Annotated in this window: 1 protein-coding gene; it reads left to right on the top strand. The window is 71.2% G+C overall.

Going from position 1 to position 15,320, the window contains the following annotated elements; translation table 11 throughout:
• Positions 1-288: 288 nt before the first annotated feature.
• The gene (locus H1R19_RS04760; protein ID WP_244970874.1) at positions 289-15,300 is read left to right on the top strand and encodes a non-ribosomal peptide synthetase; all 15,012 of its coding nucleotides are present in this window, start codon (positions 289-291) and stop codon (positions 15,298-15,300) included.
• Positions 15,301-15,320: the final 20 nt, after the last annotated feature.

Genomic DNA, 15,320 nt, shown 5'->3' on the forward strand with positions numbered 1-15,320 from the left:
TGGTGAAGAGGCCGGACTGATCAGTCGAGGTCGACGGCGGTCAATGTGAAAGAGGACGGCGCATGGTGAGTGGTGAGGCAAGGCGTTGAATTCTTCCACGCCGAAGTTTCGTTCATGCGGCCGATCCATGCCATTTTCTTGTGCGGCGGACCCCATTGCTCGTGAGGCCGACCCATCCGCCGATGGTGTCGACAGGGTGCGCAATGCCGGACCGGGGGGAACAGACGGTCGGCCTGGCCCATGAGGTCGCGGTCCCACGGACCCGGTGAGCGTTCGGGCGGGACGCCCGTGAACGACTCGCCGGCCTCCGAGATGTCCACACCGGACCCGGCGCGGCGGTTCGCTCTCAGTGCGGCCCAGCGCTCCCTGTGGTTCACGCAGCAGGCTGCGCCCGATGTGCCCATCAACGTCGCCCAGTATGTCGAGATCGACGGTCCGATCGACGCCGAGCTGTTCCTGCGTGCCACGAGCGCCGCGGTCCAGGGTGCGAAGTTCACGCAGTTGCGGTTCGAGGAGACCGAGTCCGGGCTGGTCGGGATTCATGATCCGTCGCTGCACTACTGGCCCGACATCATCGACCTGCGCGATCGAGCAGACCCCCGCGCGGCAGCCGAGGCCATGATGGAGCAGGACTATTCGCGAGCCCTGGATCCGCGCGTGGATCGCACGGCGCGCGGCTGCCTGTTCCGGCTCGCCGAAGAGAAGTACCTGCTCTACATCCGCGGACATCACCTGCTCTCGGATGGCATGGGGGGCAAGGACCGGACGGTCGAGGCGCTCGCGACCTATCACTCCGCGGTGACGGGCGAACCGGCCCCGAAGGTCGCGCCCGTCGACCTCGATCTGCCCGCGCGTGCCGACGCCGAATACCGCGGTTCCACGCGCTTCGACACCGATCGCGCGTACTGGCGCGAGACCATGTCCGGCGTCGGGATCCCCGCCACGCTCGCACACCGCCAGGGTCGTCCGGCGGCCGTCGCCCGCCGCGTCGCCGGTGCCGTGCCCGAGGACACCATGGCCCGGCTGCGCCAGGTCGCGCAGGAACGGTCGACGATCCTGCCCAACGTTCTCGTCGCGGCCTTCGCCGCCTATCTCGGACGCGCCGCCGCCCAGGGCGACGAGGTCATCTTCCAGTTCCCGGTGGCCGCCCGCACCACGGCCGCCCTGCGGGCCACACCGCTGCCGGTGGCCAACATCGTGCCGCTCCGGACCCGCGTCACGGGTGAGGCCACCGTCATCGACGCGCTGCGCACCACTCAGGCCGCCCTGATGGGCGCCCTGCGGCATCAGCGGTTCCGCGGCGAGGACATCTGGGCCGACGTCGCCGCCGACGAGGCGAGCGGCGCGACCCCGCGCACCGCCGCGCAGGAACGTTCCGGACCCATGCTGAACCTCATGCTGTTCGACCGCGAATTCCCCTGCGGGCAAGCAACAGCCACGTTCCACATCCTCACGGTGGGGCCGGCCGACGACCTCACCATCAACATCTACCCGGTGCCCGGTGACGGCGAGCAGCCGTCGCTGATGATCGGCGTGGAGGCCAATCCCAACCGGTACGACGACGCCGAGGTCGGCCAGCACCATCGCCAGTTCCTCGCGATGCTGGACACCTTCACCGACGCACTGCTGCGGGCCCCGGAAAGCCGCATCGACGATCTTCCGTTGTACGTTCCGCCGGCCGGCGGCGGGGAGCTCACTTCGACGTCACCGAGGCCGGACACCGTGCCGCAGGCACTCGCGGCCGCTGCCGCACGGCACGGGCGCTCGCTCGCCGTCGAGACCGCCGGTGCGTCGTCGACGCGGCAGATGCTGCCCTTCGATCGGCTCGCCGGGCGAGCGCGCGACCTCGCGGCCCGGCTGCACACGCTCGGCGCGCGCCCCGGCACTGCGGTCGCGATCGCACTCGCGCCGGGCATCGACCGCCTGGTGGCATGGTGGGCCGTCGCGACCAGCGGAGCCGCGGTCGTCCTGCTGGATCCGCAGGCGCCGCACGCGGTCACGGACGAGATGGTCGATGCCTCCCGGCCGCTGTTCGTCATCGCCGACGGCGACACGCCGGGCATGGGCGGGAGTGGAGTCGCCGTCCGTACTCTCGCCGATATTGCCGAGACCGCGCCGTCGACGTCGGCGCCCGGACAGCCGACCGCCGACGACGTCGCGTGCTACGTCGCCGTACGCGGTGGCCGGGCGTCGCGCGCAGGGGTCGTCGCGGTCCCGCAGCGCGCACTCGCGGCGCTCCTCGACCAGGGTGTGTTCGACTCCGCTGCAACAGATCTGGGATACGGTCGCCTCGCCTTCGGTGCGTCGGACTCATCCTGGGCGGCACACCTGGAGCTGATCGCCGCAGCGGCCCACGGACTCCGGCTGGTCGACCGGTCCGCCGACCACGACACGCATGTGATCGTCACTCCCGGAGACCTTCTCGGCATCGCGGGGAGCGGAACGCCCGGCGACGGGGATGCGATCCGGGCCACCACGGTGCTGGTCGTCGGCGAGGATCTCGCGCCCGCCCCGACTGTGCGCCTGGCATTCGGCCGAGACGTCTTCACGCCCTACTTCCCGCTCGGCGCGCTCGGTCCGTACACCCTGCCGGGACGCATCTCTCCCGATACGTCGACAGATCGTCCGCTGGCGAGTGGACCGCCGCGGCCGGGCGTCGACATCGCTGTCCTCGACCACCGGTTGCGGCGGGTGCCCGACGGGGTCGCCGGAGACATCTACGTCGCGGGACAACCTCTGCCCCAGTGCTTCACCGGCGAACCCGGACGTACCGCGGCAGGCTTCGTCGCCTGCCCGTGGCGGCCGGGTGAACGGATGATCGCCACTGGCGATCGGGGACACCTCGACCCGGGCACCGGGACCCTCGTCGTCGATCACCGGGCAGCCGAGGTCGTTCCCGTGAACGGCGCACGAGTCGATCTCGCCGCACTCGAACGCGCCGCCGCGGAGGTCGCGGGCGTCGCGTGGGCGGTGGTGGTGTCCGGACCGGGGGCCGACGCCGACATCGACGTCGGCGTCGTGCTGGAGGCGACCGCCGATGGAGCCGGGCCGGTGCAGGACGCCCGGCGGGTGCGGGCCGCGGTGCGGCGCCGGGTCAACGCCGAGGTCCCCGCGGTCGCGCGACCTCGACGCGTCGTCGTCCTGGACGCGGTGCCGACCGACCGGTCGGGGAACATCGACCGGGGGACCGTCGCGCGGCTCATCGACGCAACGCCCGACACATATGCGGCACATCGTGACCCGGAGACACCGACCGAGGTGGCGGTCGCCGGGGCACTGACCGATGTTCTCGGTGTGGCACGCCCGTCCATGAACGACGAACTGGTCCAGCTCGGCGCCACGTCGCTGGGCTTTCTGCAACTCGCCACCCATCTCGGTGACTCGCTGGGCGTCGTCGTCAACGTGCGTGATCTCGCGGACGTGACGACGCCGGCCGAACTCGCCGCCGTCATCGACGCCGCGGCCCCGCGCCGGCTCGGCGGGTCGGGTTCGGTCAGTTACCGGCCGACCCGCGCCCAGCACGAGATCTGGCTGCTCAACCGGGCCGACCGGCGGGCGAGCGTGTATCACCTCGCGGTCCGCCTCACCCTCGCGCCGGACGTCTCCGCTCACGCCGCGCGCGCCGCGCTGATCGATGTCGCGGCCAGACACGAAGCCCTGCGGACGGTGTATCCGGATGTCGACGGCGAGCCCGTGGCAAGCGTCCGCGACGAGGTCGAGGCACGCGCCGCCGCGCCGATCACCAGCGCCACACTGGATTCCACCGGCACCGAGATCGCGGTGTCGGCGCCGTTCGACCTCACCGTGGATGCGCCGTGGCGCGCGGTCATCGACGCCACCGGCGAACGGACCGAGCTGGTGCTCGTCGCCCACCACATCGCGATCGACGAGTGGTCGCTGCACATCATGGTCGAGGACTTCGCTCACGCGGTGCGCGCGCGAACGGCGGGCGTCGAGCCGGTGTGGACCGATGAGGCACCCGGTTTCAGTGCAGCTCTGCAGGCACGCGGCGTAGCCGAGACCCCTGCGGCCGAAACCTCTGCGGCCGAGATCTTCTGGACCCGCACGATGCGGAACGCGCCCGCCGGCCTGTCGCTACCCGAACCGGCCCGCGCCGCACCGGGCGGACTCACCGCCGGGCCGGCGACCTACCGGCACCGCCTCCTCGGCCGTGATGTCCGCGAGGCCGCCGTCGCGCGCGCGACACACGCCGGGACGACCCTCAACACACTCCTGTGCGTGGCATTGTCGGCGACGCTGGCCGAGTACTGCGACACCGACGACATCGTGATGTCGATGCCGGTCTCCGGACGATTCACCACCGAGGAACTGCGCCCCGTCGGCATGTTCGTCGAAACCGTGCCCGTCCGGACCGTCGGCATTCGGCGCAGTGGCGTCGACGAGGCACTCGCCACGGTCGGGAAGGACCTCGCCGGGGCGATCGCCCACGCCGACGCGGCACCCACCGGGCTGGCCGACGTCATCTTCGCCTACCACGCCTCCCGCCCCGATCCCGCCGGGTCGGACGTGTTCGACCGGGTGCAGACGATCCCGACCGGCGAGGCGCGAACGGCGTTGGAGTTCAGCCTGATCGACGACGAGCAGGGCCTGTCGCTCACCCTGACGATCGCCGAGAACCGCGTCGACCCGGTGGCCGCCGAACATCTGCTGGACCGATTCGTGGAGACCGTCGCCGCGCTCGGCTCGGCGGCACCGCCGGACCGGATCGCGCGCTGCGTGCCGGCAGGCTCGCTGTCACCGCGCGCAGGCGACGGACAGCGCCGAACCGCGCCGGTCGATCCGGTCGATGCCCTCGTGCGTCGCGCGGCGCTCGCCCCGGATTTCCCGGCCGTCGTCGCGGGTGAGCAACGGCTTTCCTACGGCGGGCTGGTCGAGCGTGCTCGCGCGATAGCGTCGGAGCTCGGCGAGCTGGGGGTGCGGCCGGGTGACCGCGTGGCGCTGATCATGGGTCGCGGTGCCGACACGGTGGTGGCCATGATCGGCACCCTGATGGCCGACGCCGTTTACGTACCGATCGATCCGGACCATCCGCAATCCCGCATCGATCTGATTCTCGCCACCACCGCACCGGCCGCACTCATCGAGGACGGACCGACAGTATCGATTGGTGTGGGTATGGGTGTGGCGCAACCGATCCCGGGTGCGGCTTACGTGATCCACACCTCCGGGTCGACCGGGGTGCCGAAGGCGGTGATGGTGACCCGCCGCAACCTGGCGGCGATGCTGGGAGCCGCCCTGCACGCCATCGGCGCGACCGGTGAGGACGTCTGGAGCTGGACGCACTCGTATGCCTTCGACTTCTCGGTCTGGGAGATCCTGGGAGCGTTGGCCGCCGGCGGCACCGTGGTCGCCGTCGAGCAGACCGCAGTCCGCGACCCACGTCTCCTGGCGTCGGCGCTCGATCGCCACGGTGTCACGGTCCTGTCCCAGACCCCCACGGCCTTCGCACTTCTCACCGACCCGACGGTGCGCGTACCCGAGCCGCCCGCGTCTCTGCGCGCCGTGGTGTTCGGCGGAGAAGCGCTGGCACCGGCCACCTTGCGTACCTGGGCGGCCGAACATCCGGATGTCCGGCTGGTCAACATGTACGGCATCACCGAGACCACCGTGCACCTCACCGCGGTGGACGTCGACGTCGACGACGAACGCAGCCATGTCGGTGCACCGCTCGACGGCGCCGACGTGATGGTCCTCGACCGCGAGCTCCGACCGGTGCCGCATGGCGCCGTCGGCGAACTGTATGTCGTCGGTGACCAGCTGGCGCTCGGCTATCACAATGCGTCGGGGCTGACCGCGACCCGGTTCGTCGCCGACCCCGCGGGCGGCGGCCGCCGGATGTACCGCACCGGTGACCGCGTGCGCGAGATCGCGCCGGGGAGCCTGATCTACCTGGGCCGCAACGACGATCAGGTTCAGATCCGCGGGTACCGCATCGAGCTCGGGGAGATCGTCGCCGTACTGCGCGGTATCCCCGGTGTCGGCGACGCTCGCGTCCTGGTCGACCAAGGGCGTCGTGCCGGTGACGAACGCCTCCTCGCCTTCGTCACCGAGGACGGACTGGCGGACTTCGACGTCCTCGACGGGCTCGACGAGGAATCGATCCTGACCGCATGCGCCGAACGGCTGCCCGCGCACACCGTCCCGGCGCGACTGGCCATCGTCGACGGCTGGCCGATGACCTCGACCGGAAAGCTCGACCGGCACAAGCTGATCGGTGTGCTCGCCGAGAACTCCGCCGCCCGGTCTCGGGCACTGAGTCCGGACGAGCAGGTCGTGGCCACCGCGATGGGGGCGGTCACCGGCAGCGACACCACCGGCATCGGCGCGGACACCAACTTCTTCGCGGCGGGCGGTACGTCGCTGTCGGCCGCCCGGCTCGCCGCCACCCTCGCCGGAATGGGCCACCGGGTCAGCGTCGCCGACGTCTTCGACGCTCCGACGGTAGCGGAGCTCGCGGCGCGGATTCACGACGAGTTGCAGCTCCCGGACACGTTGTCCGCGAGCACATCCGCTCACGCGCGGTCCCGCCCGGCCGACCATCGGGACGTCTCGGAGCAGATGCCGCTCACCCCGGAACAGATGGACCTGTGGTTGCGGTGGCGCACCGAACCCGACTTCACCGGCTACCTCATGCCGCTGGCGCTACCGGTCGAGGCCTCGCCCGCAGACACTCGCCGCGCGCTGGCGCAGATCGTGACCAGGCACGACGCCCTGCGCACCTCCTTCGTTGTGCGCGAACGGGTTCCGGTGCAGAATCGGTGGAGCGACGCCGACGTGCTCGCCCACCTGGACGCGCAGCTCGGGGCGGACGCACGGCGGCTCTCCGCGGGTGATGTGGCCGACGAACTCGGCGCGATGCTCGGTCCGATCGATCTCGCGACGTCGTTGCCCTGGCGCCTGCGACTCCGTGAGGTCGACGGCGTGACATGGCTCCTGGTCGTGGTTCATCACATCGCCGTCGACGGCGAGTCCTTCCCGATCCTCGCCGCAGAGCTGGACGCCGCGCTCGGCGGCACACTGCCGGCATCCCACGACGTCGACTACCGCCACTACTCGGCATGGCGGCAGGCCACGTTGGCGGACAGGCATGAGGAACTGGTCGCGCACTGGAAGTCGGCGTTCGCGCGTCCCGTCGAACCGTTGCGGCTGCCGGAGGTCAACCTGCAGGCGGCAACGGACGCGCACGCCGGCGGCGACGTCACCGTCCACCGAGCGCACGCCGCCCTCGACGAGACGACGACCACTGCCCTCGACGATCTCGCCGTCGTGCGGCGCACCACCCCGTTCATCGTCGCGCACACCGCGCTGGCGGCCGTGCTGGCACGTCAGGGCAACACCGACGTGGTCACCGTGGGCACCGCCCTGTCCGGGCGGATCGATCCGCAGTTGATCCCGGTGCCGGGACTGTTCGCCCGTGCGGTGCCGCTGCACACCCCGGTCGATCTCGACATCTCGTTCGACGCGCTGATCGCCGCGGTCACCGCGGTGGACCTCGGTGCGTTCGCCCACGCCGACCTGCCGCTCACCGAGATCACCGAGATCGCCGACCCTCGCCGCGCGGGAGCGGGAACGCCCCTGTTCGAGGTGTCGTTCGGGGCGGTGCCGGATGAGGTGGTCGCCGCGGGGCTGCTGGGGTCCGAGACTCCGGTTGCCGGGAGTTCGGCGCCGGGGACCTCGCAGCTGGGGAGCGCGGGAGCGTTCGGCGTACCTCTGTTCGGAGTCGACGTGTCGATGTACCGGCGCGACGGCGCATTGCATCTGACGATGGCCTGCACTGATACGGTGGCCACCGCGGACCGACTGGAAGCGCTGTGTGGACTCGTCGTCGAGACGCTGCGCCTCGGAGTGGCCGACCCCGAACGTCCGGTCGTGTCGCTGCTGGCTCCCGAATCGTCGGTGCACACCGGACAACCGGCTCGCCGGCAGCCGGAGACGCTCGGCACGCTCCTGTCCGGGCGACCAGTCGGAGCCGGCGCCGCCGAAGCCCACACGGTCGCCGTCGTCGACCGGCGGTACCCGGTCCCCGGGTACGGCCCCGAGATCGGCCGCGCCGACTTCGACCGCCTCTCGACCTCTCTCGCTCGCGTGCTCGTCGAGCACGGCATCGGCGCCGGTGACGTGGTCGTGGCGTTGCTGCCGCGATCGGTGTTCGGGGTCCTCGCGACCGCAGCGATCGCCCGCGCGGGCGCCGCCTTCGTCAACATCGACCCCGCCGATCCGCCCGAGCGTCGTCGCATGATCATCGACCGCTGCCGCCCCGCGGCGGTGTTCACCCTCGCCGGGGCGTCGGACGTGGAGGTGACCGCGGGTACGCCGGTCTGGGCGGTCGACGAGTTGATTTCGGAGACAACGAGTTCGGTGACCGGCGAGCCGTTCGACGACGACCAGCGTGTGCGTCCGGTGTCGCTCGATGACATCGCCTACATCACCTTCACCTCCGGCACGACCGGCACGCCCAAGGGTGTCCAGGTCACCCATCGAGGCCTGGCCGACTGGGCGCGCGACACCGTCGACCGGCTGCGGCTCACCCCGGACGACCGCGTGCTGCACACGTACGCAACGGGATTCGACGCTCACCTGATGGGTGTGGTCCCGCCCCGGATCGTCGGCGCGACCATCGTGTTGTGCCCGCCCGAGGTGATCGCCGCCGACGAGCTCGCCGACCTCGTCGACGCCGAGGACGTCACGGTCCTGCTCACCACCCCGTCGGTCCTGGCGACCCTGCGGCCGGAGGAGTTGCCGCAGGTGCGCCATGTGGCCGTCGGCGGCGAACCGCTCGGTACTGCGCTCGTCCGCGAGTGGGCACGTGATCGCGCGTTGAGCAACGAGTACGGCCCGACCGAGGCGACCGTCGCGGTGAGCAGCGCACGCTATGCCGGGGATTCGTCGAGCCCCGCCGGGCCCGTTCACATCGGCCGAGAACTGGCCGGCGTGACCATGCACGTCCTCGATTCCGCTCTCCGGCCCGTGCCCGACCACACCGTCGGCGAGTTGTACCTGGCCGGGAACTGCCTTGCCCGTGGATATCTGGACGATCCGGCCACCACCGCCGCCGCCTTCGTCGCCGACCCGACCGGTCCGGGACGCCGCATGTACCGCACCGGTGACCTCGTGCACCGGCGCGCGGACGGCACCTACGTCATCCACGGCCGCACCGACGATCAGGTCAAGATCCGCGGCATCCGGCTCGAACCGGCCGAGATCGACGCCGCACTCTCGGGCCTGCCCGGTGTCGCGACCTCGGTCACCGGCACCCGCACCACCGCCGCCGGGGAGAAGATCCTGGTGTCGTGGGTGGTCGGCGACACCGCCGCCGGGTCCGGCCTCGACGAGTTGCCGGCACAACTGTCACATATTTTGCCGCGCAGCATGATTCCCGGCGCGTTCGTCGCGGTGCCCGACCTGCCCATCGGCCGTAACGGCAAGATCGACATGGCCGCCCTGCCCGACCCCGACCTCTCCGGGCCGACGGCGGACGGACGTCCTGGTGCCGGTCGTGCACCGGCCGGGATGACCGAGGAACTCGTCGCAGCGGTCTGGGCCGAGGTCCTCGGGCGACCGGCCGAGTCGATGGTCGCCGACTCCGACTTCTTCGCCGAGGGCGGCACCTCGCTGTCGGCGACACAGGTGACGTCCCGGTTGTCGTCGGTGACCGGGGCCGAGATCGGCGTCCGCACATTGTTCGAGGCACGGACGATCAGTGGGGTCGCCGGCCGCGTCGCCGAGCTCCTCGACGATCCGGACACCGACCAGCGCCGCTCGTCGCCGGCACCGGCGCGACTGCCCGTGCCGGAACAGTTGCCGCTGGCATATCCCCAGCGACGCATGTGGATTCACCATCACATCGATCCGCGATCGACCGCGTACCACGTCCCGGTGGTGTTGCGGTTCCACGGCCGCGTCGACCTCGCACGCCTGCGCAAGGCGGTCGACGAGGTCGTCGGGGCGCACGCGGTACTCCGCACCGTCTACCCGGACTCGGCCACCGGCCCGCTGCAGCGACGGATCGAACACCGCAGTCCGGTGCTGCGGCACCGCGTCGTCGACGCCGCCGCCGGTCCCCACGGCCTCGAGGAACAGATCACCGACTATCTGCGCCGACCGTTCGATCTCGAGAACGAGACCGGTTTCCGCGCGGCGGTCTTCGAGGTCGAGGGGGCCGAGGACTCCGAGCTGTACCTCGCGGCGGTTCTGCACCACATCGCCATCGACGGATGGTCGGTGCGTGTGTTGCTCGCCGATCTGATCCGCGCGTACGAGGGGGAGCGGCTGGCGGTGCCCGCCGACGAGGCCTTCACCTACGCCGACTTCACCCAGTGGCAACTCCACCGGCTCGGTGACCCGTCCGACCCCGCCGGCCGGTATGCGCGGGAACTGCGGTTCTGGACCTCGACGCTCGGGGATGCGCCGGGGCCGCTGCGACTCCCGGGCCGGCGCGACGTCGACACGACCGGCGTGACCGGCCGCATCCACGGGTCGATCGACGGGACCGAATCCCTCCGTCAGACCGCGAAGTCGCTCTCGGCCACCGTCTTCCAGGTCGCGCACGCGGCGCTGACGGCGGTCATCGGTCAGTGGACGGGGGAGTGGGACACGGTGATCGGTGTGCCGGTGCACGGCCGCCACGCACCCGAATGGGAATCGGTGGTGGGCATGTTCGTCAACACCGTCGCCCTGCGCACCCGGCTGCGCCCCGACGCACCCATCCGCGAGTTCGTCGAGCAGGCGCGCAACGCGGCACTGGCCGCGCTCCCGCACAGCGAGGTGCCCTATGAGGACGTCGCGCGGACGGTCCGTCCCGACGCCAGGGAAGGCGTCGATCCGCTGATCACGGTCCTGCTGGTCAATCAGGACGTCCTGCCGCAGGCATCCGGGGACATCGTCCTGTCCGGGGTGTCGGCGACGCTCCTCTCCGAGGCCACCACGACGGTCGACGCGAAGTTCGACGTCGAGGTGGTCCTCGCCGAACACGACGACGAACTGCACATCACCGTGGTGCACTCAGGCCACATCCCGGCGCAGGTCGCGCGCGCCCTGCTCGACGACTTCCGCGCGATGCTGCTCGCCGCCGCCGAGGATCCCGATCAGGTCTTCCCTGTTGCCGCGGGCAACGAGTTCGGCACGGCGGCCACACCTGTGGATTCCGAGTCGTCGGTGGTCGCCGCCGTCGACGCCGCCGTCGACGCCGGGCTCACCGACGAGATCGCCACGATCATGGCCGACGTCCTCGGGGGAGGTGTGCCCGGCACGGCGGCGCCGGAGGTCGGCGATACGGACGACTTCTTCACGCTCGGCGGCACGTCGCTGTCGGCCACCAGGGTCACCTCGGCGCTGGGACGCCACCTCGGCATCCGGATCCCCACCCGTCTGCTCTTCGAGCACCCGACGCCTGCTGCGCTCGCGGGCGCCGTCTCGCAACTCGATCGCGAGCAGGCGACGGACACCGGCGCGCCCGGGCATTCACGTGCCGGCACCCCGGTGGCCGGCGACACCGACTCCGCCGACGGACCATTGGCTCCCACCCAGCGACGGATGTGGGTGGGCGCACAGATGCTCGGTCAGGTCGCCATCTACGCCGTGCCCGTGGTGGTGCCCGTGCCCGCGGGCATCGCCGAGTCCGACGTGGTCACCGCGGTCGAGACGGTCATCGGCCGCCACCCCGCCCTGCGCACCCGCTACCTCTCCACTCCGGCCGGGCCTCGCCAGCGAGTCCTCGACGGATGGCGGCCGGTGGTCCGGCAACTCGACGCCGCCGTGCTCGCCGCCGCCGTGCTCGACGCCCCGGGCGAGGAGTCCGGTGCCGCCGCCCAGGTGATGGAAACCCTCGCCGCACCATTCGATCTCGCCGGCGACCCGCCGGTCCGGGCGTGGCTGGTGACCGGCCGGACGGGCCACGGGATCGACGGCCCGGTCGCGGTGATCATCGTGGCCCACCACATCGCCCTGGACGGCGAGTCCGCGGCCATCGTGGCGAGCGAGCTCGGCGAGCTCCTCGCCGGTGAGGAGCTCGGACCCGCACCGGTCGGCTTCGATGTCATCGCCCGGCGGATGGCTGTCGAGGAGGACCGCACCCGTCCCGAACTGCTCGACCACTGGCGACACGCGCTCGAGGGGTACAGCGGCGAACTCGACCTCGCCCAGCGTCGGCCCGAACAGCGCGATCTGCGGACCTCGATGGTCGAGTACCGGCTCACAAATGGTGCTGCCCAGGCTGTTTCATCGACCGCGCGGCGAGCGCGAGCCACCGACTTCCATGTCCTGCACGCCGCCACGGTCCTCGCGCTGGCAGCCCAAGCCGGCTCCGACGACATCGCGGTCGCGACACCGGCGTCGCTGCGGCGCGACGCCGACAGCGCCGCCACGGTGGGCATGCTCATCTCCACCGTCGTGCTGCGCACCCGGGTGGCCCCCGACGCGACGGTCGGTGAACTCATCGAGCGGGTCCGCGACGACGACCTCGCCGCGCTCGACCATGCCGCCATCGCCCTCGACGACGTCGTCGCGCTCGTCGATCCGCCGCGAGTGCCCGGTCGTCACCCTCTCGTGCAGGTGGCGTTCTCCGTGGTCGAACCGGAATCGGCCGGCGTGATGCCCTCACCCGACTTCGCCGCCGTCGGGGCGGGTTTCGATCAGATGGCTCCCCGCAGTGAGTTCGACCTGCACATCGTCGCCGTCGCCGATTCCGGCGGGTGGCGGATCCAACTTCACCACGCACGAGATCTGTTCGACGAGAGCGTGATCCGCGGGCTGGGAGAGCGTGTGGTCGCGGCCGTCGAGGCGGTGACCGGTGACCCCTCGTGCCGGGTGGCGGCGATCGAACCCCTCACCGAGGCCGAACGCGCATTCGTCCTGCGCCGGGCGGAACCGGCGTCGACGACCGATGCCGAGCCCCTGCTCGGTGAACTGCTCACCGACGCTGTCGCGGCATTCCCCGATCGTCCCGCGATCGCCGACGGCACCAGGACCCTCACCTATCGCGAACTCGACGCGTGGGTGTCGGTCACCGCCCGGGCACTGATCGCACGTGGCCTCGGTGCGCGGCAAGCGGTGGCCGTCGTGGTGCCCCGATCCGTCGAATCGGTGGTCGCGATCTGGGCCGTGAGCCGCATCGGCGGCATCTGCGTGCCCGTCGACGTGACCTACCCGGCCGCACGCATCGATCACGTGATCGCCGGGGCGCGCGCCACCGCGATCGGACCATCCGACATCCCGCCGCAACCCCCGAAGGATCAGTCGGGACACGTTGTGCCCGAGCCGGTCACACGCGTGTCGCGCGACGACCTCGCCTACATCATCACGACATCGGGTACCACCGGCACACCGAACATCGTCGGGGTCACCCACCGCGGTGTCCACCGGGTTGCGTCCCTGGGCGACGTCGAACCGTCGGATCGGGTCGGGATGGCGATCAGCCCCGGCTTCGACGCCACGCTGCACGACATGCTGCTGCCGCTCGCCGCGGGAGCGACATTGGTCGTCGTGCCCGCCGAGGTCTCCGGCGGCCGGGATCTGTCCCGATTCCTCGACGACACGGGTGTCAGCGTGTTCACCGCGACCCCGTCGGTGATGCAAACACTGCAACCGGGGGCCATCACCTCGTTGCGTCTGGTCTACATCGGCGGTGAGGCGTTGCCGGCGGACCTCGCCGCAGCCTGGTCCGGTCACGCCCAGGTGATGAACATCTACGGGCCCACCGAGACGACAGTGACGGTCTCCACCAGCGCCTACCGCGACGGCGACCCGATCCGCCTCGGGCATCCGCGGCCAGGTATCGGGGCCGAGGTGCTCGACACCCGGCTGCGACATGTGCCGCCGGGCGTCGTCGGCGAGCTGTACATCAGCGGGACCGGGCTCGCCCGCGGCTATCTCGGTGATCCGGAGTCGACGGCCGCGACCTTCGTCGCCGGACCCGAGGGCCGGCGCCGCTACCGCACCGGCGACCTGGTGCGGTGGGACCGTGACACCGGTGAGCTCGTCTACCTCGGCCGCGCCGACCGTCAGGTCAAGATCCGCGGACAGCGGGTGGAACCCGCCGAGATCGATGCGGTGATCGTTCGGGCCGGCGCCCGACGGTCGGTCACCGTCCTGCGGAAGGGTCCGGTGGGCCCCGCGCTCGTCTCGTATGTCGTCTCGCCGGTACCCGCCGACGACCTCGCCGCCGAATGCCGCGCGGTGCTGCCCCGCCACATGGTGCCGAGCCGCTTCATCGAGATGGACGGGCTACCGCTGACCGGTGCGGGCAAGATCGACGAGAAGCGCCTGCCCGAACCGGTGTGGTCGAGTTCGGCACGGGAGCCCGAAAACCCGCTCGAGACAGCTGTTCTCGAGTCCTTCCGCACCGTGCTCGCCGACGACGAGACCGCCCTGCAGGTCGGCATGGACGACGACTTCTTCGCAGCCGGCGGCAACTCCCTCGCACTGCTGGTGCTGCGTGACGAACTCGCCCGGCGCACCGGGATGACCATCGACGCCGCACGCCTGTTCACCTGCCGAACGCCCGCCGAGATCGCCCGCGCCCTCGAGGCGGGAACGGCCGGAGAGCCCGGGCCGCTCGCTCGACGCGTGGTGCCGCTGTCGCGAACCACGCTGCCCGACAGCGTGACAGAGACCGACAGCGTGACAGGGCGTCGGGTGGTCTGGTGTGTGCACACCGCGGCGGGCACCGTCGAACCGTTCCGCGCGCTCGGCGAATCCCTGCGCTCGGCCGCGGCTTTCGGACTGCAACTGCCCGAACTCGTGCTCGCCGACCGCGAACTCCCGTCCACTCTCGACGAGATCGCGGCCCTGCATGTCGCCGCGCTGCGGCAGGCGCAACCGAAGGGTCCCTACACCCTCGTCGGATGGTCGCTCGGCGGGCTGATCGCCCACGAGGTCGCCCGCCGGCTCGTCGACGCGGGCGAACAGGTCGCGACCCTGATGATCCTCGACTCGCGCACCCCTGCGGAACTGCGGGAGGTCGGCGACGACGAGTTGTTGCCCGACGATCATCCGCTGCGCGCGGCCGCCGAGCAGCACGATCCGCAAGCGCTGCAACGGTTCGAAGATCGAACGCGGGCGATGGCGGCGGCGGCGCGGGCATACGACCTGCGGCCGATCGGCGTCGGCAAGGTCATCTACGTTGCCGCCGACGACAATCCGGACAGCACACGCTGGATGAGGGCCGTCGAGGCGGCCGACGGGACGAGTGTCGAGGTGATGACCGCCGGCACGACGCACGCGGAGCTGGGGCATCCGGATGTGATGCGCCGGATGGCCCGCAGAATCGAGGAGGAATGGTGACCGAATCCGATCGGCCGGGA

This window comes from Gordonia jinghuaiqii (genome assembly GCF_014041935.1).
Lineage (GTDB): Bacteria > Actinomycetota > Actinomycetes > Mycobacteriales > Mycobacteriaceae > Gordonia > Gordonia jinghuaiqii.